The organism is Rhizobium sp. R86522 (genome assembly GCF_042466255.1).
GTDB lineage: Bacteria > Pseudomonadota > Alphaproteobacteria > Rhizobiales > Rhizobiaceae > Allorhizobium.
In genome coordinates this window covers 1027405-1050236 of sequence record NZ_JAXHBX010000001.1, presented here as the reverse complement: position 1 = coordinate 1050236, position 22832 = coordinate 1027405, and the positions used below count along the sequence as shown (strand labels likewise).

The 22832-nt window shown below is 61.6% G+C and carries 26 protein-coding genes and 1 pseudogene; 10 read left to right on the top strand and 17 right to left on the bottom strand.

Going from position 1 to position 22832, the window contains the following annotated elements:
• Nucleotides 1-55: 55 nt before the first annotated feature.
• From SJY08_RS05005 to SJY08_RS04980, 6 genes and pseudogenes are all read right to left on the bottom strand, one after another.
• A pseudogene (locus SJY08_RS05005) lies at nucleotides 56-471 on the bottom strand (type II toxin-antitoxin system HigA family antitoxin).
• Nucleotides 472-595: 124 nt separating this feature from the next.
• Nucleotides 596-958 (bottom strand): hypothetical protein, encoded by a 363-nt coding sequence (locus SJY08_RS05000; RefSeq protein ID WP_377278476.1) that lies wholly within the window; start codon nucleotides 956-958, stop codon nucleotides 596-598.
• Between the two features lie 116 nt (nucleotides 959-1074).
• The gene (locus SJY08_RS04995; RefSeq protein WP_236759293.1) at nucleotides 1075-1419 is read right to left on the bottom strand and encodes an ATPase inhibitor subunit zeta; all 345 of its coding nucleotides are present in this window, start codon (nucleotides 1417-1419) and stop codon (nucleotides 1075-1077) included.
• Nucleotides 1420-1422: 3 nt separating this feature from the next.
• The gene (locus SJY08_RS04990) at nucleotides 1423-1725 is read right to left on the bottom strand and encodes a hypothetical protein (RefSeq protein WP_054151579.1); all 303 of its coding nucleotides are present in this window, start codon (nucleotides 1723-1725) and stop codon (nucleotides 1423-1425) included.
• A 409-nt stretch (nucleotides 1726-2134) separates the two neighbouring features.
• Nucleotides 2135-2503, bottom strand: coding sequence for a hypothetical protein (locus tag SJY08_RS04985; RefSeq protein WP_069043754.1), 369 nt, complete (start codon nucleotides 2501-2503; stop codon nucleotides 2135-2137).
• Nucleotides 2504-2656: 153 nt separating this feature from the next.
• Nucleotides 2657-3073, bottom strand: coding sequence for a YjbQ family protein (locus SJY08_RS04980; protein ID WP_377274888.1), 417 nt, complete (start codon nucleotides 3071-3073; stop codon nucleotides 2657-2659).
• Between the two features lie 100 nt (nucleotides 3074-3173).
• On the opposite strand from SJY08_RS04980, the gene SJY08_RS04975 reads away from it, so the two are divergent.
• Nucleotides 3174-3635 carry a heme-degrading domain-containing protein gene (locus SJY08_RS04975; RefSeq protein WP_377274887.1) on the top strand — a complete coding sequence of 154 codons (462 nt, stop codon included), beginning with the start codon at nucleotides 3174-3176 and terminating at the stop codon, nucleotides 3633-3635.
• A gap of 12 nt (nucleotides 3636-3647) precedes the next feature.
• Here the strand turns inward: SJY08_RS04975 and SJY08_RS04970 are convergent, their stop codons facing one another.
• Nucleotides 3648-4028 carry a YybH family protein gene (locus tag SJY08_RS04970; protein ID WP_377274886.1) on the bottom strand — a complete coding sequence of 127 codons (381 nt, stop codon included), beginning with the start codon at nucleotides 4026-4028 and terminating at the stop codon, nucleotides 3648-3650.
• Nucleotides 4029-4102: 74 nt separating this feature from the next.
• Nucleotides 4103-5005, bottom strand: a complete 903-nt coding sequence (locus SJY08_RS04965) for a LysR family transcriptional regulator ArgP (RefSeq protein WP_377274885.1) — start codon at nucleotides 5003-5005, stop codon at nucleotides 4103-4105.
• Nucleotides 5006-5094: 89 nt separating this feature from the next.
• Here SJY08_RS04965 and SJY08_RS04960 point away from each other — a divergent pair, with 89 nt between their 5' ends.
• Nucleotides 5095-5694: a LysE/ArgO family amino acid transporter gene (locus SJY08_RS04960; RefSeq protein ID WP_069043749.1), complete on the top strand. Its 600-nt coding sequence runs from the start codon at nucleotides 5095-5097 to the stop codon at nucleotides 5692-5694.
• A 75-nt stretch (nucleotides 5695-5769) separates the two neighbouring features.
• Entirely contained in the window at nucleotides 5770-6918 is a 1149-nt protein-coding gene (locus SJY08_RS04955) for an amidohydrolase (RefSeq protein ID WP_377274884.1), read from the top strand.
• 11 nt (nucleotides 6919-6929) lie between these two features.
• Here SJY08_RS04955 and SJY08_RS04950 read toward each other — a convergent pair whose 3' ends face one another.
• Nucleotides 6930-7994 (bottom strand): DUF930 domain-containing protein, encoded by a 1065-nt coding sequence (locus SJY08_RS04950; protein WP_377274883.1) that lies wholly within the window; start codon nucleotides 7992-7994, stop codon nucleotides 6930-6932.
• 146 nt (nucleotides 7995-8140) lie between these two features.
• On the opposite strand from SJY08_RS04950, the gene SJY08_RS04945 reads away from it, so the two are divergent.
• Both SJY08_RS04945 and SJY08_RS04940 read left to right on the top strand, forming a co-directional pair.
• A complete protein-coding gene (locus SJY08_RS04945; RefSeq protein ID WP_377274882.1) occupies nucleotides 8141-8374 on the top strand; it encodes a type II toxin-antitoxin system Phd/YefM family antitoxin in 234 nt (77 codons plus the stop codon).
• Between the two features lie 173 nt (nucleotides 8375-8547).
• Nucleotides 8548-8796 carry a type II toxin-antitoxin system VapC family toxin gene (locus SJY08_RS04940; protein WP_377274881.1) on the top strand — a complete coding sequence of 83 codons (249 nt, stop codon included), beginning with the start codon at nucleotides 8548-8550 and terminating at the stop codon, nucleotides 8794-8796.
• A gap of 62 nt (nucleotides 8797-8858) precedes the next feature.
• Here the strand turns inward: SJY08_RS04940 and rpoD are convergent, their stop codons facing one another.
• From rpoD to dnaG, 3 genes are all read right to left on the bottom strand, one after another.
• Nucleotides 8859-10922: an RNA polymerase sigma factor RpoD gene (gene rpoD, locus SJY08_RS04935; protein WP_377274880.1), complete on the bottom strand. Its 2064-nt coding sequence runs from the start codon at nucleotides 10920-10922 to the stop codon at nucleotides 8859-8861.
• 383 nt (nucleotides 10923-11305) lie between these two features.
• Nucleotides 11306-12613: an adenylate/guanylate cyclase domain-containing protein gene (locus tag SJY08_RS04930; protein WP_377274879.1), complete on the bottom strand. Its 1308-nt coding sequence runs from the start codon at nucleotides 12611-12613 to the stop codon at nucleotides 11306-11308.
• Nucleotides 12614-12694: 81 nt separating this feature from the next.
• Nucleotides 12695-14692: a DNA primase gene (gene dnaG / locus SJY08_RS04925; protein ID WP_377274878.1), complete on the bottom strand. Its 1998-nt coding sequence runs from the start codon at nucleotides 14690-14692 to the stop codon at nucleotides 12695-12697.
• Nucleotides 14693-14839: 147 nt separating this feature from the next.
• Here dnaG and SJY08_RS04920 point away from each other — a divergent pair, with 147 nt between their 5' ends.
• Nucleotides 14840-15142 (top strand): BrnT family toxin, encoded by a 303-nt coding sequence (locus SJY08_RS04920; protein WP_082347859.1) that lies wholly within the window; start codon nucleotides 14840-14842, stop codon nucleotides 15140-15142.
• The gene (locus tag SJY08_RS04915; protein ID WP_054151566.1) at nucleotides 15105-15437 is read left to right on the top strand and encodes a BrnA antitoxin family protein; all 333 of its coding nucleotides are present in this window, start codon (nucleotides 15105-15107) and stop codon (nucleotides 15435-15437) included. Before SJY08_RS04920 ends, SJY08_RS04915 begins: the two co-directional genes overlap by 38 nt.
• A 55-nt stretch (nucleotides 15438-15492) precedes the next feature.
• Here SJY08_RS04915 and SJY08_RS04910 read toward each other — a convergent pair whose 3' ends face one another.
• Nucleotides 15493-15945: a GatB/YqeY domain-containing protein gene (locus tag SJY08_RS04910; protein ID WP_054151565.1), complete on the bottom strand. Its 453-nt coding sequence runs from the start codon at nucleotides 15943-15945 to the stop codon at nucleotides 15493-15495.
• A 316-nt stretch (nucleotides 15946-16261) separates the two neighbouring features.
• Here SJY08_RS04910 and carA point away from each other — a divergent pair, with 316 nt between their 5' ends.
• Nucleotides 16262-17467 carry a glutamine-hydrolyzing carbamoyl-phosphate synthase small subunit gene (gene carA, locus SJY08_RS04905; protein WP_377274877.1) on the top strand — a complete coding sequence of 402 codons (1206 nt, stop codon included), beginning with the start codon at nucleotides 16262-16264 and terminating at the stop codon, nucleotides 17465-17467.
• Between the two features lie 36 nt (nucleotides 17468-17503).
• Here the strand turns inward: carA and SJY08_RS04900 are convergent, their stop codons facing one another.
• On the bottom strand, nucleotides 17504-18916 hold the full coding sequence (locus SJY08_RS04900) for an MATE family efflux transporter (RefSeq protein ID WP_069043742.1): 1413 nt from the start codon (nucleotides 18914-18916) through the stop codon (nucleotides 17504-17506).
• Between the two features lie 291 nt (nucleotides 18917-19207).
• Here SJY08_RS04900 and SJY08_RS04895 point away from each other — a divergent pair, with 291 nt between their 5' ends.
• Nucleotides 19208-19687: a DUF2938 domain-containing protein gene (locus SJY08_RS04895; protein ID WP_054151562.1), complete on the top strand. Its 480-nt coding sequence runs from the start codon at nucleotides 19208-19210 to the stop codon at nucleotides 19685-19687.
• A gap of 13 nt (nucleotides 19688-19700) precedes the next feature.
• On the opposite strand, the gene SJY08_RS04890 is transcribed toward SJY08_RS04895, so the two are convergent.
• Nucleotides 19701-20624 carry a neutral zinc metallopeptidase gene (locus SJY08_RS04890; RefSeq protein WP_377274876.1) on the bottom strand — a complete coding sequence of 308 codons (924 nt, stop codon included), beginning with the start codon at nucleotides 20622-20624 and terminating at the stop codon, nucleotides 19701-19703.
• An 82-nt stretch (nucleotides 20625-20706) separates the two neighbouring features.
• The gene (locus SJY08_RS04885) at nucleotides 20707-21210 is read right to left on the bottom strand and encodes a DUF2306 domain-containing protein (RefSeq protein ID WP_377274875.1); all 504 of its coding nucleotides are present in this window, start codon (nucleotides 21208-21210) and stop codon (nucleotides 20707-20709) included.
• 105 nt (nucleotides 21211-21315) lie between these two features.
• Here SJY08_RS04885 and SJY08_RS04880 point away from each other — a divergent pair, with 105 nt between their 5' ends.
• Nucleotides 21316-22128, top strand: coding sequence for a LytTR family DNA-binding domain-containing protein (locus tag SJY08_RS04880; protein ID WP_377274874.1), 813 nt, complete (start codon nucleotides 21316-21318; stop codon nucleotides 22126-22128).
• A gap of 6 nt (nucleotides 22129-22134) precedes the next feature.
• Here the strand turns inward: SJY08_RS04880 and SJY08_RS04875 are convergent, their stop codons facing one another.
• Nucleotides 22135-22803 (bottom strand): glutathione S-transferase family protein, encoded by a 669-nt coding sequence (locus SJY08_RS04875; RefSeq protein WP_054151558.1) that lies wholly within the window; start codon nucleotides 22801-22803, stop codon nucleotides 22135-22137.
• Between the last annotated feature and the right edge of the window lie 29 nt (nucleotides 22804-22832).

Sequence of the window (22832 nt, the reverse complement as noted above, 5' to 3'; positions counted from 1 at the left end):
CACATGGGCCCTTCCCGGCTTCCTACACGTCAATCAGTGGGACTTATGTGTTCGTTCACGCCGAGAAGAAACCGTTGGCGAAACGGAACCCGCTCAGGCGACCTTGCCACCTACTCGGCTTGATCAGGACTTCTGCAGATATACCCAATCGAGCGTGAAGTTTGCGGATCATGTCGATGGACAGGCTTCGCTTGCGGTTCAGGACATCTGCTACACGGTTACGCGGTCCAATGATCGGTTCGAGATCCTTGCGGGTCAAACCTTGCTGCTCCATCAGAAAACGGATTGCTTCCACCGGATCGGGGGGATCCATGGGATAAATCTTTGCTTCGTAGGCGTCGATGAGGGTCGCCAGAATATCCAACCGGCTCCTTCTGCAGTGCCAGCTTTTGCTCCCCACAAGGTTTCGACCTCGGCAAGAGCTGCGTCGTAGTCCACTTCTGATCGGATGGGCTTCATATCAGCCGCCATATTCGATTAAGCCACTGATTTTCCTCACACCCGGAATTTGCCCATGCACACATAACAGGTTGAAATCATCAAGATTTGGCAGGCCCTCCGGGCCCACCAAATCTCCCATCAGCCAGGGACGTCCTCAGGCGTCTGCCGTCTCCCGCACATCGTCGAGCAGGAAATGCACGATGAAATGACGCGTCGAATAGCTGCGACCACTGTCGGAGACGCTATCGACTTCACCGCCGTCTGCGGGATGCCACTGGCTGTAGTGGGGATTGTTGACGATGAGTGTGATCGCCTTGCCTGCATATTGGCCCTGCAGGCGATAGCGCGCTTCCGCAAGTGGCCAGATGCGCTCGAAGTCGGCCTGCGCCAGGCGCACCTTGAGGGCCTGACGACGGATCGCTTCGCTGTGCGAGCCGTCCTCACGGGTTCGGGCGGGACTGGTCAGCGTGACCTCCTCCGCACCGTCGAGCAACGAACTGAACTCCTCCGGCCACATGCGTCTCATTGATTTGCTCCTCCCAAAGCCCGTCTATGGTGACAAGGGGAGTGTAGCGCGTCTTGCGCCGGACACAACGCAAGATCGGAGGATCAGTGTAAGAAGAGTGCCGGCTGCTATTCGGTGCAGCCGGTGTCCTTCAGTGCCTGGGCATGAAAGCGGCGCAGCGCCGCCTCGATATCGGCCTTGCTGGTCTGGTGTCCGGCGGTCGCCAGATCCCGCGACAGCCGCGCGATCACGTCGCTGTCACCTGCCACGACATGATCGACGGCGTGCAGATCCCGGGCGTAGCGCCCGAGGTCGTCGCCGGTAAAACCGATCAGCGAGCCCGCCCAGTACCCGGCGAGCAGATTGCGCCGGGCACGGATGCTGCCAAGCCCGTCCTCTTCATGCGGGTGAGCGGACTGGGCGGCGGCTTTAACAATGGTGAGCGGCATGGATCGATTTTCCTCCTCGGTCATGAATCAGGCTTCCGCGTCCGCGGAGATGAGATAGCCGGCAATGGGCGCGCAAGCCGGGTTGTCGGCATCGAGCAATTCCGCCGGGCTTGTAAGGCCGGTTGTCACCGATATCGCCGTCGTGGCAGCCCACCACAGGTCCCCGCTCGCGCGGTCGACAAGCATGGGACCGGTGGTGCGAAGACAGTCACCCACCTGGGCGACGACCTGCACGGGCGCCTGCATCTCCTCGAGCCTCTGGCGAATATCTGCCTCGACAGGATCGATGACGAAGGCGGCAAAAAGCGCTGCAATCCATTCGCCGATCATCGGGCGGTCTCCGACCTTGCCGACGACTGAGCAAGAGGGCTCGGCAGAGCAATGCGCGGCTTCGGCATGCCCGGGCGCGGATGAGCGGCGTCATGTGCCGGGAAACGACCCGGTGAAATCAGGATGGAGTGGTGGTGTCTCATGGATTGGTCCTTGGACCGGCAGCGGTGTCGAAAAAGGTCCGACATCGCAAGAGCGCCGGAGGCTCTTGCCAGAGGGGCCCGGACCAGCGGGTTGATGCTGATATGGCAATCGATTCGGGCGTCTTCAAGGCATCGGGATCAACCGACATGAAAAAGTCGGGCCATGCAGCCGGGGTCTTGTCTGGCCCCTTGTTGCATGGCCCGGGCAGCGGGCGATCAAGGCTCAAGCGTTCGGGCGAAAGCCGATCGGCTCCGCAGCCATGGCGTCAGTGGCGAATGACCGGGCAGCCGCGGACATTGGCGAAGACCATCCGGTCGCGACCACCGTGACGGACACCGGCGACCACCACGCGCCGCGGCGTGACATCGGCGATGAAGGCCCGGCGCAGACCGTTCCAGCGCGCCTTTTCCACGGCCTGATGCGGACGGCATTCACCGCGACGGGGCCGATCCCAACCGGGACGATCCCAATCCGGGCGGTGCCCCGGGCGATCCCAGCCGGGGCCGCCATGGCGTGGACCTTCGATATAGACGCCCCAGCCGAAGCTGTCGGCCGAAGCCGTGCTGGCAAGGCCAGTGGTCGCCATGACCGAGACGATGGCTGCGAGACCGATTTTCCGAAGCATGCCGATCATTTTCTCTCTCCTAGGACTGGCGCATCCAGGCGCCTTGGTTTCCATCCCGCCGTTTCGAGCGATTGAGGAGAGAATAGATTCGGCTGGCTGAATGCAGTCCTAATCCGTCATTCAGCGACTGTTCACCTTGCGGGGCAGAGCCACTCCGACGTCTCAGACATGCAAGACGACCTCACGCCGATGCGGGTTGTCGCGGTGTTCGAAGAGATAGATACCCTGCCATGTCCCGAGCAGCAGGCGCCCGTCGCAATACGGGATGGAGAGCGACACCGGCAGAAGCGCAGCCTTGATGTGCGCCGGCATATCATCCGGCCCTTCGTCGCGATGAGTGATGTAGTCCATCGACGGATGCGTCGTTGGTGGCACGAGGCGGCGGAAAAAGGCCTTGAGGTCCACCTGCACCGAGGGATCGGCATTCTCCTGGATCAGCAGCGAACAGGAGGTGTGACGCACGAAGACGGTCATGACGCCCTCTTCCAGGCCGCTGTCAGCAAGGAACGAATGCACCGCCTCGGTGAACTCGTAAAGGCCCTGCCCGCGCGTGGCGATCATCAGTCTCTGTATGGTCATGCCCATCCTTTCGTGCTTCGGCGGGGAGAACCGACGTCGGCCCCTAGCCTATCCGGACCACCCTCTATAGTCTCGCGCCGACAAACGGAGGAGCACCGAGATGAGCCTGATCGAAACCATCGAGAGACAGGAAAGCCTGCTCGTTTTCAAGAGCTTCGATGAAAGGGTGTCGCTCGATGTCGGCCAGCGCATCGTAGACTTGGCCCTGTCGCAGAAGGCGCCGGTGGTCATCGACATCCGAACGCCCGACCGCACGCTGTTTCACGCCGCCCTGCCTGGCGCCTCGCCGGACAATGATCATTGGGCACGTCGCAAGAGCAATGTGACGCTGCGCATGCACAAGGCATCGCTTCGGGTCGGCGAGCTCAATCGCGCCCGTGGCCGCATTGTATCGGCGGAGATCGGCCTGGATCCCATGGACTATGCCGATCACGGCGGCAGCTTTCCGGTCCGGGTGGAAGGCACCGGCGTCGTCGCCGCAATCACCGTTTCCGGTCTGAAGTCGGAAGAGGACCATGCGATGATCGTGACGGTCTTGGAAGCCTATCTCGGCACCGGCTGAAGAGAGCCTCGCTTAAGGGCGCGTTCCCGCATAGAGGCTGAGCCGCAGGAACAGATCGCTCTCGCGCTCAAGCACGAGGACGGCTGGCAGGGCATAGGGGCCCTCGTCGCCGTCCACCCCGCCGTCGGCGTCGCGGCGGTCCGAGCCGTTCAGCGTACATTCCACCGCAACGCGAAAGCCCGCGGCATCCGCCATCACCACATGATCCGACAGCGTGATGCCGTGGCGCAGAACATAGGCCGCCAGCGTGTCCCGAAAGGATGCGTGGCCGATCACCCGGATGCCATCCGGCAGATCGAGCACCGCCTCCTCCTCGAACATCGAGAGAAGCCGATCGAAGTCATGCCGATTGAGGGCATCGATGACGGCAAGTGTCTGTTCTTTCAGGGACATGGGCCTCTCCTTCTTCTCAAACAAGATAGGCCTGTCAGCGCGGGAAGCAAGATGCCGCCCCGGGCGGCCCGGCGTCACCGGATTGGGCGCAAGACACGGGCGGACGCGCGGATCACGGCTTCGGTGACCGGTGTCATCGCCCCGGCCACGGAGCGGCTGACGTGCCAGTAGAGCGGCACGTCAAGCGGCTTTCCCGGCACAACTTCACGTAAACGTCCGTCGGCAAGAGCGGCGCCGGCAAGCAGTTCGGGGTTCATGCCCCAGCCGAGGCCGGCAATGGCCGCATCGACAAACGCGTGGCTGGAGGGCAGCCAATGCGAGGGACCAGTTGTTGCGACACCCAGCGCCTCCTCCGCCCAGCGGACCTGGAGCCGGTCCTTGGAGTTGAAGGTGATGACGGGAGCCCGGCCGAGGCTGGCCGAGGTCACGCTGTCACCCTCGAACCATTGCGCCATGAACCGAGGGCTTGCGGTCGCCAGATAGCGCAGCGTTCCGAGCGGTCGGCAATCGCATCCCTGGACCGGTTTGGCCGAGCCGCTGATCGCAGCCCGCACCTCGCCGCGCTTCAACCAGTCGGCACTGTGATCCTGATCGTCGATGACGAGATCGAACAAGACGCCCTCGATATCCTGCATGGCTGCCACGAACCAGGTCGCAAGGCTATCGGCATTGACGGCAAGCCGCAGCGTTGGGAAGCCGGCGGCGTCGCCGCCTGTGCGAGTAGAAAGCCCGAGATCGCGGCCCACTCCATGTTCCAGGAGACGCACCTCTTCGGCATGGCGAAACAGGCGTTCGCCGGCCTCTGTCGCCCGGCATGGCTGCGAGCGAATGACGAGCGACGTGCCGACCTGCTCCTCGAGCTGCCGCAGACGCTGGGAAATTGCCGATTGGGTCACATGCAGCATCTGGGCGGCACGCTCGAAACTGCCCGCCCGAAGAACGGCAGACAGAGCGGCAAGCTGGGACGGATCAAACATCAGAAACGCTTATCCTGCATTAGACTTATTAGCTGTTCTAATTTGCCGGAGGCGACTAGTCAAAGCAGCATCGCCAACGGGAGTTCACCATGTTCACTGCCGCCACCGCCGGGTTCCTGCTCGGTCTCAGCCTCATTGTCGCGATCGGCGCGCAGAACGCATTCATCTTGCGTCAGGGTCTGCGGCGGGAGCATGTGCTGCCGCTCGTCCTCACCTGCGCAATCTCCGATGCGATCCTGATCGCGCTGGGTGTCGCGGGTTTTGCAACGGTTCTGTCGCGCCTCGACTGGCTGGAACCGGTAATGCGCTATGGCGGGGCCGCCTTCCTGATCGTCTATGCGCTGCGCAGCGCCCATTCCGCCTGGGCCGGGGGTGCGAGCCTCAGGGCGGGAGAAACACCTGCGATGAGCATGAAGGCAGCCTTTCTCACCTGCCTCGCCTTCACCTGGCTCAATCCGCATGTCTATCTCGATACGGTCGTGCTGCTGGGCTCGATCTCGACCCGCTACGCCGGACAGGAGACCGCCTTTGCGCTCGGCGCGATGACCGCGTCCTTCACCTTCTTCTTCAGCCTGGGTTATGGCGCGCGCCTGCTTGCCCCCTTGTTCGCCAGGCCCGTCGCCTGGCGTGTTCTCGACGGTTTGATCGCCTTTGTCATGGCAGCCATCGCGCTCAAGCTGATCCTGTAACCTTGTGCCCGCTTCGACTTGGGCGACGGCCCGCGATGGTATAGACCGGACGCGCAGTGTCATGAGGAGGGACCGATGTTTCTGACCAACCGCGATGTGATCGAGCTTCAGGCTTTTCGGCACGAGCTGCACCGCCATCCGGAAGTGTCAGGCGAAGAACGGGAGACCGCCCGCCGCGTGGTTGAAGCCTTGCAGCCACTCGCACCCTGCCGGATCGTCACGGATCTCGGCGGCCATGGCGTTGCGGCCGTCTTCGACAGCGGGCTGACCGGCCCCACGCTTCTCGTCCGCGCCGAGCTCGATGCCTTGCCGATCGAGGAGAAGTCGCAAGCCTCCCACCGTTCGACGATTGCCGGCAAAGGCCATCTCTGCGGCCACGACGGTCACTCGACCATCCTTCTGGCGCTGGCGCGGGGCCTGTCCCGGCAGGCCGTCGGCAAGGGACGCGTGGTACTGCTCTGGCAGCCGGCAGAAGAAGACGGATGCGGGGCCGCTGCCGTGCTCGCAGATCCGCGTTTTGAGGAAATCCGGCCTGATTTCGCCTATTCGCTTCACAACATGCCGGGCCTTGCCTTCGGCACCGTGGCGCTGAAGAGCGGTCCGGTGAACTGCGCCTCACGCGGCATGAAGATCAAGCTATCCGGCAAGACCGCTCACGCCTCCCAGCCGGAAACCGGCATCTCGCCGATGGCGGCCATGTCCCGTCTGATGCCGGAGCTCACAGCACTCTCGCATGGAGCACCGCCATCGACGGACTTCACGCTGGCAACAGTCACCCACGCATCACTTGGCGAACAGGCCTTCGGGATTGCGCCGGGCGATGCCGAGATCTGGGTCACACTGAGAACCCTGGTCGACGAACGAATGGCGAATCTCTGCGCCAAGGCCGAACATCTGGTCGCCGAGGCTTCACAGACCGCCGGGCTCCAGCACGGCATCAGCTATCACGACATCTTCTTCCACTGCGAGAATGCTCCGGAAGCCGTAGCGCATCTGGAAGCGGCACTGCAGGCGGAGGGGATCCGCTTCGATGAAGGCAACCTGCCGATGCGGGCGTCAGAAGATTTCGGCCGTCTGCGCGCCGTCTGCCCCTCGGCCATGTTCTTCCTCGGCGCCGGCGAGAACCACCCTGCCCTGCACAATCCCGACTATGACTATCCGGATGACCTGACCGCCATCGGCGCGCGCGTGTTCATGGCGGTCATCCGCAAGGCGCTCGGCTAAACGCTCCGGCCTCAGCTGTCCGGAAAGCCGCGCTCCGCCCATTCCGCGCGCGGAACAGCCTTGCCCACCGACAGCGAGAAGCGCACGACCTCGGTCGCATCGTCGTCAACCTCGCAGCGCACGGCAATGTTGATCCAGGACCCGTTGACATCGCGGAAGGCCGCGAGCGGCACGTCGACCACATTGCCCTCCCGCAGGCGCAGGATCGGCAGGAAATAGGGCACATAGGCCGGTGTGCCGTTGCGAAGCTGCTGGCTGAGTTCGGTCCCGCACAGCTGATCCCCGCGCTCCTGACGCGTCAGCCCGGCCATGGCCGTCATCGCCGCCCGATCCCCTGAAATCGCCGAGGAAAAAAGTTCGGTTACATCCCGCGGCTCAAGCTGCGCCTCGGAGATTGCCGCAACCACTGCAGGGTCGGTCGCTTCGTCCTGGGTGCTGGCCTCGGCCTCGCCTTCCCCTGTAACCGTCTCCGCCGCGGCCTCCGGCAGGGCCCCATCGAGTGGCGGAGCTTCCGGCAGCGTGAGCTCGGGCTGTGCCAGCGTCAGCGCGGCATCGGCAACTTCATCCGCCTCTTCCTGCGTCTGAGCCTCCTCGGCAGGCTCTGCCTCGGCTTCAGTCCCGCGAGAGAGTTCCGGTCCGCTGTCTGTCTCGCCAAAGCGCACCACCGGCCGCAGCACGGGAATGGGGGCAGATGCTGCGTCGGGCAAGTCCGGTTCCGGCTCGGGCACCGGTGGCTGCTCTATGGGTTCTGGCTGCACCTCAGGTTCGGCTTCCGCTTCCGGCTCCGGTGCCGGCGGCTCCGGCTCGGGCGGCAGCGGCTCGGCCTCAGCCGTCTCCTCGGGCGGAGGCTCCGTCGCCTCGGGCTCGGGCTCTGGCTCCGGCTCCGGTGCAGGCTCCGGCTCCGGTTCAGTCGGCGGCGCAACCAGCGTCACCTCGACCGCCTGTTCTTCAGGCGAAAGCTCGACAGGACTATCGAAACTCAACAGGAAAACGGCCACTGCAAGCCCGTGCAGCAGCAGAGAAAGGGTCAGCCCTCCCCCGAAGCGCCGCCAACCTGTCGTCTTGGTATCCGTCATGATCCGATCCATAGCGACGATTGCGGCAAAAAGAGAGGTTTAATCCAATCCCCGTGCAGAACTTAGCGACACGAGTTCTTTTCTCCGGCTGCAGATAGGATGATGATGAAGATAGTTCCAGTAATCCGTGTTTGGGAGCGGCCCGCATGACAACCGTAAGCATTGCGACCGCTAAAGAGTGTCTGAGCGATCTCATCGCAAAAGCCGAACAGGGCGAGACGATCGAGATCGAGCGTCATGGGAAGGCGGTTGCCCAACTCGTGCCTGCCGATCCGACTCGCGAAGCGATCGATTTCGTCTGGCTAGACAGTGTGATCAGGCAGATGCCGCAGACAGACGATAGCGGCATCCGCCGTCTGCGCGACGAAGACCGCTATTGATTGCCTATGTCGACACTTCTGTTTTAGTCGCGCTTCTAACGAACGAGCCAGCAGCGGACCGTGTATATGCGTGGCTACGGGATCAGGAATCGGGGTCACGCCATATAAGCGGTTGAGCCATGACTTAATTCTCGTAAGCCCTGTCTCTTAAACTGCGCACAGGGCAAATCGACATGATGCAGAAGGCACAAGCTCTCGCCGCCTTCAATCAACTCGTCACCCGTTCGCTGATCATCTTGCCAGTCTCCTCGTCCGACTATCATGCCGCCGCCCGGCTCTGCGATCGGACCGAATTGGGCCTGAGGGCCGGCGACAGTCTCCACATTGCCATCGCTGTCAGCAATGGTCTCACGGTGGCCACGCTCGACAAGGTCATGGCCACGGCCTGCAGCACGATTGCCCATCCGGTCATTGCGATCTGACACAAACAAAAAACCCGCCGGATCGCTCCGACGGGTCCTGATGTCAAACATCCATGTGCAGCTTAGCTGTCCAGGAAGCTCCGGAGCTTCCGCGAGCGGCTCGGATGCTTCAGCTTTCTGAGCGCCTTGGCTTCGATCTGACGGATACGTTCGCGGGTGACCGAGAACTGCTGGCCGACTTCTTCGAGCGTATGGTCGGTGTTCATGCCGATGCCGAAGCGCATGCGCAGGACGCGTTCTTCACGCGGCGTCAGCGAGGCGAGAACGCGGGTTGTTGTTTCGCGCAGGTTCGCCTGGATGGCGGCGTCGATCGGCAGAAGCGCGTTCTTGTCTTCGATGAAGTCGCCAAGGTGTAAATCCTCCTCGTCACCCACGGGGGTTTCGAGCGAGATCGGCTCCTTGGCAATCTTCAGAACCTTGCGGACCTTTTCGAGCGGCATTGCGAGCTTTTCGGCCAGTTCTTCCGGCGTCGGCTCGCGACCGATTTCGTGCAGCATCTGGCGCGATGTGCGAACGATCTTGTTGATCGTTTCGATCATATGCACCGGAATACGGATCGTGCGGGCCTGGTCGGCGATCGAGCGGGTGATCGCCTGACGAATCCACCAGGTCGCATAGGTCGAGAACTTGTAGCCGCGGCGATACTCGAACTTGTCGACCGCCTTCATCAGGCCGATATTGCCTTCCTGAATGAGGTCGAGGAACTGCAGGCCGCGGTTCGTGTACTTCTTGGCGATCGAAATGACGAGACGCAGGTTCGCCTCGACCATTTCCTTCTTGGCGATACGCGCTTCACGCTCGCCCTTCTGCACCATGGACACGATGCGACGGAACTCGGCGATCGAGATACCGGTTTCGGTGGCGAGGTTCTGGATTTCGCCACGGATATCGCGGATCGTCTGGTTTTCCTCGCGCGCGAAATCCTTCCAGCCACGCGCCGAAAGATTGGCGATCGACTTCATCCAGTTCGGGTCGAGTTCAGCACCCTGATACTGTTCGAGGAACGAATCACGCTTGACGCCGTAGCTTTCAGCGAGACGCAGCAGGCGGCCCTCGTTCTGCATCAGGCGCTTGGAGATGTCGTAGAGCTGCTCAACGAGGCTGTCGATGCGGTTCTGGTTGAGCGACAGCGACTTGACGGCCGTGACCAGCTGATCCTTCAGCTCCTTGTAGCGGCGCTCCTGGCCTGATGACAGCGTGCCGGCACAGGCAAGACGCGCCTCCACCTGCTGGTCCTGCAGCTTGCGCAGCTTCTTGTAGGTGTCGGCGATCAGGTCGAGGGTCTCCATGACCTGCGGACGCAGTTCCGATTCCATCGCGGCAAGCGACAGGTTCAATTCGTCCTCGTCCTCTTCCTCTTCTTCCGGCGGCATGCCTTCGCCACCGATGGCCGTGATGTCGTCGTCGTCACCGGAGGCGGCCTGCGGACGGCGCTTGGCGCGTTCCTTTTCCTTCTCTTCGGCGGCCTTGCGGTCGGCCTCGATCTTTTCCGGGCTCTGGAACTGCGGGGCCGCCTTGGCTTCCGGACCGGAATAGGTGGTTTCGAGATCGATGATCTCGCGCAGAAGCGTCGTGCCTTCGTTGAGTTCGTCGCGCCAGATGATCAGCGCCTGGAAGGTCAGCGGGCTCTCACAGAGGCCGGAGATCATCGTCTCGCGGCCAGCCTCGATGCGCTTGGCGATCGCGATTTCGCCTTCGCGCGACAGAAGCTCGACGGAGCCCATTTCGCGCAGATACATGCGCACCGGATCGTCGGTACGGTCGGTCGGCTCTTTCTTCTTGGCGGTCGCCACAGCAGTGCCAGCCGTCGGGGCCAGTTCGCCGCCTTCGCTCTCGCCTTCTTCCTCGGCGTCGTCTTCCCCACTCTGGGCTTCATCGACGTCTTCGTCTTCGATGACGTTGATGCCCATGTCGGAAAGCATGGCCATGGTGTCCTCGATCTGCTCGGAGGTCACTTCCTCCGACGGCAGAACCGAGTTCAACTCGTCCATGGTCACATAGCCGCGTTTTTTCGCGGCCTTGATCATCTTTTTGACCGCGTCATCGGAAAGATCGAGAAGCGGACCGTCCGGCGCGCCGTCGCGTTCGCTGTCGGCTTCTTCGTTTTCTTTGACTTTCGATGCCATTTATCTTGTCGCTTTCCCTGACGTCTGATCATGCGGCTTGCCGCCGGAGGAATGGGAGACGAACCACTCACCCGGGCGGATAGCTGTCACTGACCTAACGGAGTGTTGCTTAATTCCTGCTTAACTATGGGCATTGCGGTCGCAGCGCCGAAAACTCGTTTGTCTGCATGACCGGTCACCATACCAGAGATCCGTCCGAACCCACTTCACCCTTGTGTGCTTGGATTGGTGATTCCCACAATTTTTCCTGACGTCAAGCCTTTCCGGCGGCTCGACAGGGAAAATCAACAAAACAAGCCGTTCAACGGCGTCTTTATCACCGATCTTCGCAGATGTAGGACGTCACGCCCGAGAAACAAGAGGCAAAACCCGCAAGAGCCGAGTCATGTCGCGGTGAGAGACTCACTCTTGACACCCGTCAAGAACCAGACCCGCATCAACCCCTTGCCCTTGACATCGACCTCACCACGCAGCTCGAAATCGAAACGGCTCTCCAGGCGCTGCTTCAGGCAGTCGGCAACCTGGATACGACCGGCAACGCCATGGGATTCCATATGCGCCGCCGTATTCACCGTATCGCCCCAGACATCGTAGAGAAGCTTGTTAGTCCCGATCACGCCGGCCACCACCGGCCCCGCATCAAGGCCGATGCGAACCTCCACCACCTCTCCCACCTGCTCCGAAATCTTGCGGCAGCAGGCGATGATATCGAGCGCCATCAGGGCGACGGCTGTCTCGTGATCCGGCTTCGGTTCGGGAAGACCGCCGGCCACCATGTAGGCATCGCCAATCGTCTTGATTTTCTCCAGGCCATGCGCGTTGGCAATCGCATCGAATTGCGAGAAGACACGCCCGAGGAAGGCAATGACCTGTTGCGGCTGCCAGCGTGCCGCCCGTGGTGTGAAGTCGACGATATCGGCAAACAGGATGGTGGCGGACGGGATCTGGTCGGCCACAACCTGCGTCCGATGATCGCGAAGCCGACTTGCCACTGCCTGCGGCAGAATATTCTGCAGCAGCCTCTCCGAGAATTCGTGTTCTGATTCCAGCGCCATCTCCGCCTGGGCGGCTTCCTTGAAGGCAAAGAAGGAGGTGGTAAAGATCAGCAGGAAGGCAAAGGGGACCGTCAGGTAGTAGAGCGTATTCAGAAAAATCGGCTCGACCCGGATGAAGTCGAGCGGCGCTACGAAGAGGATTTCGGTCGCAAGGAAGGCAGCCAGTCCGACAATGGTGACAAAGGCGGAAAGCAATAGCCGCTCTGCCCCGAAAACGAGCATGGAAGCCGCCGCGCCGGGCAGAAAATAGAAATGCAGCCCCGAGTCCCGGCCGAAGAACATGCAGTAGCCGATCCCGAAGATCAGCCAGATCGTGCACAGGTAAAGCGCCCCAGAAATCGGTCCGTAGCGGTGAAAATAGGGGGTCAGCGCGTAGAAGATCACCTGCGGAGAAAAGGCGATGATCGCCGGCAGAAGGCCATACCAGTCATAGGCCACGTAGAGCAGCACGTAGGGAATGGTCATCAAGCTGACCATCGCTGCGATGATGTTGGTGACGGCGAGCCTGCGACGAATACGCGGCGGATAACCGGCGGTTCCGATCCTTGCCACCCACCAGACGGCATTCGGCAGGCGCCAGAACGAGCGGAGCTTGCGCCCGTTGCGGGCTATGAAATCGAACTCGTGCTGCGCCACTCTTGTTTCCGGTAACAATGGAACAGGACCTGAATCCCCCATTTGCCGCCGCCGTGCAACAGGTTTATGCAAACGATTACATCAGCCGTGTCCGGTCGCCGGCCCCTTGACGCGTCCAGACATCACGCCAAAGCCATCGATGATCGCTTCCTGGTTTTCCATGCGCGTCACCTCGAGCTGCACCTCATGCAAGGCGCTGATCACCTGCTCGATGCGCGCGCCATCGTCAGTTTCGGTCGCTTCCGCAATCTCCCGCTCCAACTCCATGCGCTGACGTTTCAAGGCCCTTGCCCGCTTGTAAAGCGCGAGCGCCTGGCGATAGCCCTCACGGGCATCCTCGGACGCAGCAATTTCCGTGGCGATCCAGAGCCGCGCATTGCGGATCTGCTGGTCGAGACTACGCAGCAGCGTGCCGTGACCATGGGCCTCAAGCTTCTGGATCAGGATTTCGCGGCTGAGCAACGGACCGGCTTCCGCGACGGCCGTCAGCAGCGACGACCACAGTTTCTGCAATCCCGCATGCTCGTAATCGATCGCGGCGACCTCATCATACTCGCCCTCGAGAAGCTGGGGATGATTGACGATGGTCAGCGCCAGCACGCTTTCCCTGAGCGTCGGCTGATCCAGCGCACCGCGCACGAGGCCGGATCGCGCCAAACGGTCCGAAATCGTGCCACGGCTTGAGGCAACGGGACCGGGAGGACGCCCGCCGCCATTTCGGGCACCCTGCCCCTGCCCGCGGCTGCCGCCCTGGAAATTGCCACGCTCTCCGCGGCCGGGCTGACTGCCCTGGAAGAAGCCGTAGAGGCGGTCACGCACATCCTGCTGATAGTGGCGACGGACGTTTTCGTCGGCAATGACGTTGACGATCTGCTTGAGCTTCGCTTCAAGTTCGGCGCGCTTTTCCGGTGTATCGAAGCCACCGGCCTGCGTTTCGCGTATCCAGACCATTTCGGCGAGCGGCCGCGCCTCCGTCAGCACACGGTCGAACGGCTGGCGCCCGTCGCGCTTGACGAGATCATCCGGATCCTTGCCGTCGGGAAGCATTGCAAACCGGAGCGACTGGCCCGGCTTGATGTGTGGCAAAGCCAGATCGACGGCGCGAAACGCTGCCCGCTGGCCCGCGCCGTCACCATCGAAGCAGAGGACCGGCACCGGGGTCGTCTTCCACATCAGCTGCAACTGGTTTTCGGTCAGCGCCGTGCCGAGCGGCGCGACAGCATTTTCGATCCCGGCCTGATACAGGGCGATCACGTCCATGTAGCCTTCGACAGCAATCAGGGTATCGGCGCCATCCGCTCCCTGCATCGCCCGCCGAGCGCGGGAGAAATTGTAGAGAACATTGCCCTTGTGAAAGAGCTCGGTCTCATTGGAATTGAGATATTTCGCCATAGCATCCGCCGCCATGGCGCGACCGCCAAAGGCGATGACCTTGTCACGCGACGACAGGATCGGGAACATGATACGATCGCGGAAGCGATCATAGGAGACCGGGATATCAGGGCCATGCACGACGAGCCCGCAGGCTTCGATCTGCTCCTTCGGCACCCCCTTGGCGGCCAGATACTCCTTCAGCGCATTGCGGCTTTCCGGCGCGTAGCCGAGCCTGAACGTCTCGATGGTCCGCCCCGAGAGACCACGCTCTCGTAAGTAAGCCCTCGCTCGCGCGCCACTCGCCGTCTGCAACTGGTCCTGGAAGAACTGCGTCGCCATCTCCATGACGTCCTGCAGCGTCGTGCGTTCCCGCTCTCGCCGCTCCGCTTGCGGATCTGGCTGCGGCATCGCAATCCCGGCCATATCGGCCACCTGCTGCACCGCCTCAACGAAGCTCAGTCCTTCAAGATCTGTCAGGAAACGGAAGTGATCGCCGGACACGCCGCAGCCGAAGCAATGATAGCGGCCCTTGCGATCTTCGCAGTGAAAGCTTGGGCTCTTCTCGCCATGGAAGGGGCAGCACGCCCAGTAGTCCTGCCGCGACACATTGGTCTTCTTGCGATCCCAGGTCACGCGGCGGCCCACCACGGCCGAAATCGGCACGCGGTCACGGATCTCGTCGAGGAAGTCGCTGGAAAAACGCATCGGTGTCCTTGGGAAGCTGATCCTCCATATAGGCACCCACTGGCCAGAGCGCCAAGGCTTTCGCGCGGAGTGCCCGTTATTCACAGAGGTTGAACATCATGACGTTTGTATATACACTTGTAGCCGACGGATACGAGAGCCGCTGCCATGCGAAGCCTGGACGACATTCCGCAGGAAGAATGGGCCTTCGAGTGGGACGAGGTTAAACGGATCAGCAATCGCCACAAGCATGGAATCGACTTCGATGACGTTGTCTTGGCACTGGCCGAACCTCGCCTTGAAACACAGACCCTGACCAACGGTGAATTGCGGATTCTTGCGACTTGCCCGGAAAGCGGCCGATTGATTACCGCCGTCTACACCATGAGAGGAAACGTCTGTCGGATCATATCCGCCCGCGTTGCGAGAAGAAATGAGCGAAGAGAATATCACGCGCACTACCATCTCTGAGATTCTGGAAAAACGGGCGCGGGGTGAAAAAAGCCAGACCGACTGGGCCCGCGTCGATGCCATGACCGATGAGGATATCGAGCGCGCCATGCGCGATGATCCGGACTGGAAGGATCACATGGACATCGACTGGTCCAAGGCCAGGATGGTGATCCCGGACAAGAAGAAGCCGATCTCGATCCGCCTCGATCCCGACATCATCGATTTCTTCCAGGCGACCGGAAAGGGCTACCAGACCCGCATCAACGCGGTCCTGCGCCACTTCGTCGACGAGCAGAAGCGCTCGAAACCCTGAAATGCAAGACGCCGCCCGGAGGCGGCGTCGAACATCCGTGAATGAGGCCAGGCAGTTACTTCAGGAGGTCCTTGACCACGCCCGAGGCCTTGCCGAAATCCATCTGGCCGGCATAACGTTCCTTAAGCGCATTGATGCACTTGCCCATGTCGCGCAGGCCTTGCGCCCCGGTTTCGTTGATCACCGCAGCGCAGAGTTCACGCACTTTCTCTTCCGAGAGCTGCTCGGGCATGAAGGACTTGATGATGACGATTTCCTCGCGCTCCTGGGCAGCGAGTTCCGGGCGGTCGTTGTCGGCATAGATCTTGGCGGATTCGTCACGCTGCTTGATCATCTTCATCAGGATCTGCATGATCTCGTCGTCGCTGACCGGATCCTTGCCGGCACCGCGATGCGCAATGTCCCGGTCCTTGATCGCGGTCTGGATCAGACGCACGGTCGACGTCCGACGGACATCCTTGGCCTTCAGGGCTTCTTTCAGCGAGTTGGCGAGCGTGTCGCGTATCATTTTCTTCTCCGGGGAAAGGCCGCCTCACCCGCAGTGATTGTGGCTTTTCCGTGTTTGTTGAGTGGTTCTCATAGCCAGACATTTGCTGCGGCGCAAACGAATTGAGCAAACCCTTGAAACGGCTTGGGAGAAATCCGTCCCGGAAACAACTCCGGAATTGACCTCTCCCTGCGATGCGTCTATTGCTCGGCACCTGCACGCAAATTGTCATCAGGGCCGAAAACGCGCGACTTCGCGCGCCCTCGATCTACAACATAAATGGTCCTGCGAAACCGCTCCGACAAGGGGCCGGTACGCGGGCGAACAAGGAACAACCATGACCGCGACAGCCCCCTGGACGACCCGCAAGCCGACCGCCCTCCTCGTTCTCGCCGACGGCACCGTCATCGAAGGCCACGGAATCGGCGCGACCGGCAAGGTCCAGGCCGAGGTCTGCTTCAACACGGCACTCACCGGATACGAGGAAATCCTCACCGATCCCTCCTATCTCGGCCAGATCGTCACCTTTACCTTCCCGCATATCGGCAATGTCGGCACCAATGACGAAGACATCGAAGACCTGACGCCGGCAGCCCGCCACGGCGCGGTCGGCACGATCTTCAAGGCCGATATCACGGAGCCTTCAAATTATCGTGCCGCAAGCCATCTCGACGCCTGGCTGAAGGCCCGCGGCATCATCGGCCTCTCGGGCATCGACACCCGCGCCCTCACCGCCTGGATCCGTGAGAATGGCGCCCCGAATGCCGTCATCGCCCATGACCCGAACGGCGTCTTCGACATCGAGGCGCTGAAGGCCGAAGCCAAGGCCTGGAGCGGTCTCGAAGGCCTCGATCTCGCCAAGGTTGCGACCTCCGGCCAGTCCTCCGTCTGGAACGAGAAAGTCTGGTCCTGGACCGAAGGCCACACAACTCTCGATGCGGACGACGCCAAGTACCACATCGTCTGCGTCGACTTCGGCGTGAAGCGCAACATCCTGCGTCTCTTCGCCGGCCTCGACTGCAAGGTCACGGTCGTGCCCGCCACCACCTCGGCCGAAGACATCATGGCGCTGAACCCGGATGGCGTCTTCCTGTCGAATGGTCCGGGAGATCCGGCAGCAACCGGCGAATATGCCGTGCCTGTCATCCAGAAACTCATCAAGACCGACAAGCCGGTCTTCGGCATCTGCCTCGGCCACCAGATGCTGGGTCTGGCACTCGGCGGCCAGACCGAGAAGATGCACCAGGGCCATCACGGCGCAAACCATCCGGTGAAGGACTTCACCACCGGCAAGGTCGAAATCGTCTCGATGAACCACGGCTTCGCGGTCGACTCGAAGTCGCTGCCGGAAAGCGTTGAAGAAACTCACGTTTCGCTGTTTGACGGCACCAATTGCGGCCTGCGCCTCAAGGGCAAGCCGGTCTTCTCCGTGCAGCACCACCCGGAAGCCTCACCCGGCCCGCAGGACAGCCACTACCTTTTCCGCCGCTTCATCAACATGGTGCGCGAAACGAAGGGCGAACCGGCACTCGCCGAACGCTGAGACGCTTCAATCAGACTGGATATTGGCGGCCCGGGTTCATGCCCGGGCCGTTTGCATTTCATGCCGGACCTTCAGGTAGAAACGAAGGCTCAGCATGACGGCAGCGCTCGCAAGCCCAAGGCAGAAGCCGTACCAGATGCCGATACCACCAATCCCGAGCGGGAAGGCCATGAGCCAGGCGAGGAAGAAGCCGATCGGCCAGTAGGAAACGAGCGCCAGGATCATCGGTACGCGCGCATCTTTCAGCCCGCGCAAGAGCCCAGCCGCAATTGCCTGCAACCCGTCGACCAGCTGGAAAAGCCCCGCGACCATGACGAGCGGCCCCGCATAGGCCAGCACCTCGGCGGCGGCCGGGGCATTCTCGTTGATAAACGCGGCAGACAGTTGATTTGGCACGAGCAGGAACAGGATTGCGCCCGAAAGGGACATCAGACCGGCAATGCCAAGCACCGTGATCGATGCCCGCACCAGCTCCGGATAATTGCCCCGTCCATGCGCAAGGCCGATCCGAACGGTTGCGGCTTGCGCCAATCCAAGCGGCAGCATGAAGGCGATCGAGGCGAGCTGCAGTGCGATGCCATGGGCGGCCAGTTCGATCGTGCCGATCCGCCCCATCAAAAGCGAGGCAGCGCTGAACAGGCTGACTTCCGCAAGCACTGTGACGCTGATCGGCATCCCGAGATGCAGCACTTCGCGAAACGCCTGCCAGTCCGGCCGCCAGAAGCGCACGAAGAGCTCGTAACGCCGCGTCTCGTCCCGGGTCTGGATGTAGATCACCATGGCGACGAAGCTCACCCACTGCACGATGACCGCAACGATCGCCGCCCCGGTCATGCCGAGCGCCGGCAGCCCGAAGTGCCCGAGCACCAGCGCATAGGCGAGGATCGCATTGAGGACCAGGATGCCGAGCGTCACCCACAGCACGATCCGGGCCCGGCCCGTCGCACTGACCAGCGCACGCAAGACGGCAAAGAGCAGGGCCGGAAGCAGGCCGAGCTGGATGATGAAGACATAGTTTGCAGCAAGGCTTGCCACCTCGGGCTTTTGCCCCAAAGCGAGCAGGATCGCCTCCGCATTGAAGAACAGCGGCATCGTCAGGATCACGTAGAGGATAGAGACCCACATGCCCATGCGGATCGAGCGACGGACAGAGACGACGTCACCGCGTCCATAGGCCTGAGCGACCATGGGCATGACAGCCATGGAGAAACCGGATCCGAAGATGAAGATCGTGAAGAAGAACTGCCCGGCCAGCACCATGGCTGCAAGCGGTACCGCTCCAAGCTGACCGACGATGACCACATCCGTGGTGTGAATGCCAAGTTGCGCCAGCTGCGCGCCGATCAGGGGAATACCGAGCGACAGTGTCGCCCGGATATGCGACATCCAGGAGCCGGCGCCGACAGGCGCATGGCTTGAGGTTTCGATCGTGACAGCATCGGTGTGCATGGCTTTATTCCAACGAAAAAAGCCGCTTCCAGAGCGTACTGGTGAGCGGCATGTCACATCGGGATAAGCGGCAACCTGCAATCCAGCAAGGTGAAATCGACAACCTGCAAAATTATTGCGCGATACATCAGCAAGATTGATGAAAATCAGGGCTTAAACATCAGATCCGAACCGAAATCCTCTCGAAAAACAGGGGAACCTGCCTGTTGCCGCGCAAAACGGCCTTTCTTACGGCCGCAAACCGCCCATAGGGTCAACTCTCTATTTCTCGATCACCAGGACGGATGAAGCATGTGGGAACTGATCTGGCGCGGCTCCATCATCGGGATCGGCGCAACACTTGCCATGGACCTCTGGGCCATGTTTCTGACGCTCGCCTTCCGCCAGCCGAAGGCCAACTGGGCTCCCGTCGGACGTTGGTTCTATCACCTTAAATTCGGCACGGTGTTTCATCAAACGATCGCAGATGCTGCACCCTACCGCCACGAACAGGCACTTGGCTGGATCGCGCATTATGCCGTCGGCATTGCCTACGGGATCATCCTCGTCCTCGCGCTCGGCTCAAGCTGGCTTGCCGGACCAACCCTGCTGCCGGCCTGGATCTGGGCGATTGCCACTGTTGCGGCCGGCTGGTTCCTGCTGCAGCCGGGCCTTGGGCTCGGCTGGGCCGCCTCGAAGACGCCGAACCCGAACAAGGTCCGCGCCCTCAATCTCTTGGCCCATACCGCCTTCGGTCTCGGCCTGTGGCTGACCGCACTGCTGATCCGCTGAAAGAACCGGCGCGTCAGATCGCGCCGGAGAAGGTGTCGCAGGCACCGACATTGCCGCTGTCATAGCCACGCTTGAACCACTTCATCCGCTGCGCAGACGTGCCGTGATTGAAGGCGTCGGGCACGACATAGCCCTGGCTGCGCTTCTGCAGTGTATCGTCGCCGATCTGCTGTGCGGCATTCAGCGCCTCCTCGAGATCGCCGTCCGAAAGGATGCCCTCCTTGTCGGCGGATTTGGCCCAGATCCCGGCATAGCAATCGGCCTGCAGCTCGACCCGCACCGACATCTGGTTTGCCTCGCGCTGCCCCATCGAGCGGCGCTGGCGGTTGAACTCCGGCAGAACACCGGTGAGGTTCTGCACATGATGCCCGACCTCATGCGCGATCACATAAGCCTGGGCGAAGTCGCCGGCCGCATCGAACTGCTGCTCAAGCTGGTCGAAGAACTCCGTGTCGAGATAGACCTTGCTATCGGCAGGGCAATAAAACGGACCGGTGGCTGAGGACGCCTGGCCGCAGGGTGATGACGTCGAGCCAGCAAAGAGCACAAGGGTCGGCTCCCGATAGCGTTCGCCGGAGGCCGTAAAGATTGCATTCCAGGTGGTCTCGGTCTCCGCCAGAACCGTCCGCACGAAGGCCGTGGTGTCATCACTGGACTGCCCCTGAGGACCCTGGCCGATCGATTGCTCGTAACCCGATCCGGCGCCCCCGACATTGCCCTCACCAAGAACCTGCAGCATGTCGATGCCCATGGCCTTCAACACGAAGTAGATGACAACAAGGAAAATGATGGTGCCGAAGCTCAAGCCACCGCCGCGCCGCCCGCCCATCGGGAGTTGAATGCCGGAGCGCCCGAACGGGTTGCGGCCAAGGCCACCGGAGGACTGCCCACGCCGGTCCTCGACATTGTTCGACTGTCGCCGGCCTCGCCATTCCATGATGTTGTCCCTCCACGCATCTGCCCCTGACAATGAGAAGATAGCCGAACTGTTCCACGACACCAGCGGCAAGTCGCGTGTTTCAGGTTCCCGGCCTGAAATGCCGGGGGGACTTGCGCAACCACCACTGAAGCGCCGCCACGAGGAAGAGTAGCAAACCGATCGCAAACAGATGCCCCTGCCCTTGTCCTTCGCCGAACAACAACTTGTGCATCAGCCGTCCGGGAAGCAGAGTGAAGGCCCCGGCTGTCAGCAGTGCAAAACTGTAGAGGTTGCCCACATGCCGGCGGTGTTCGGCGATGCGCCCCGCACGTGCTGCCGCCACCGCCTGCCAGCTGCCGATCAGTGTGAAGACAGACAAGATGTGGATGGGACTGAAGCCAAAATAGAGCCGCAGTGACTGAATGAAGAAGCTGGAGAGTGCAGTGATCACCATCATCCCGATCCAGATCCGGCCGAGAAGCCGGTGCGGGCCAGTTCCCTTGCGGCCGACCAGCAGGGTAGCGCCCAGGAGAAGGGCAAAGACGGCTGAGGCGACATGGATCGGGATAGCGAGGGAAGACTGCGTCAGCAGAGAAATCGACATGGGGCTTGCCTTGGAGAAGATCGCGGTTTCAATGGTTCGTGTCCCGCTGTTCGTTCGCAAGGCGCCGCGAGACAAATGCTTTGCCGTCGATGTCGAGAGAAATTCGTGAACAGCACCACCCTGCAGTCTGCGCTTCGTGAATGGACCATGCTCATCAGCGCGCCGCGCCTCTGGGCAACATTCGCCATCGTGGTTTCGGTCTTCGTGGCGATCGGCCCATCGGGCACGATGGAGGACATGGGCGTCCTCGAACGCGCCGCCTTCTGGACGCTGTTGCATGGAGCCGCATGGACGATCGCGATTGTGGTCATCACGCTGGCGGAGATTTCGTTTGCCGGACGACTGCACAGCACCCCCCAGCTGCTCGCCATCAATGCCCTGATCGCCGCACCCTTCGTCGCTGCTGCGGTGGAGCTGATCCGTTGGTCATGGCTAGGCTCTGCGCCAAGCCTTCCAGCCTATGGCCACCAGCTCGTCGTCTGCCTTCCACTCTCGGTGCTCTTCAGTCTCCTCACGCATCTGACGCTGTCGGCCACCACTCCCGAACCAAAATCAGGTAGCGACGCAACGGCTGCGCTCAAACCGCCGAATGACGCGGCCGAGCCAGCGCCGCTGACTGCTCGCCTCAAGCCGGAAATGCGCGGTCCGCTTCTGCATTTGACCGTGGAGGATCACTACACCGTCGTCACGACAACCCGTGGCCGGCAGCTTCTTCTCTTGCGCTTTTCCGATGCCTTGCGCGAAATCGGCACGACCGATGGCGTTCAAACCCATCGATCCCATTGGGTCGCGGCGAACCATGTCATCGGCCTGAAAAGAGACGGCAGCCGTCTTTTCCTGCGGTTGACCTCTGGCGCCACGGTGCCTGTCAGCCGCAGCTTCGCCGAAAGGGTACGCAAGCGTTTCGGCGGAACCTGAGCCGTTTCAGCTCTTGGCGTAACCGTAGTCCCCACCCCGCGACAGCGCGCGTTGATAGGCAGGTCGCGCGCGGATCCGCTCGATCCAGCCTTTCAGCACGCTCACATCCTTGCCCCCGGCGATTCGGGTCAGACCGGCCTCGACCGGAAAGCTCATGGCGATATCAGCGGCCGAAAATTCCCGACCCGCGAACCAGCCGTCCTTGCCGACTTCGTTGATCCAGAGGTCTAGATGGTCGGAGAGCTGCGGGTCGAGCAGTTTGCGCGACACGCCCTGGCTGATCATTTTGGCCACAGGCCGGATGAAGAAGGGCACCTGCCCCGGAATGCGCGCAAAGATCAGCTTCATCACCAGAAGCGGCATGGCCGATCCTTCGGCATAATGCATCCAGTATCGATAGCGCAGCCGCTCCTCGGTGCCGGCGGCAGGCCGCAACCCCTCCCCGCCATAGGTCTCGATCAGATATTCCATGATCGCACCGCTTTCCGCGACAACGCGCCCCCCATCCTCGATGACCGGCGACTTGCCGAGCGGATGCACCGCCTTCAGCTCCTTCGGCGCGAGGTATTCCTTCGTCCGATGATAGACCTTGACCTGATAGTCGAGGCCAAGCTCCTCGAGCAGCCAGAGAATGCGGTGGGCGCGCGAGTTGTCGAGATAGTGGACGGTGATCATCAGAGACGGCCCTTTGATTGTCGTTGCTT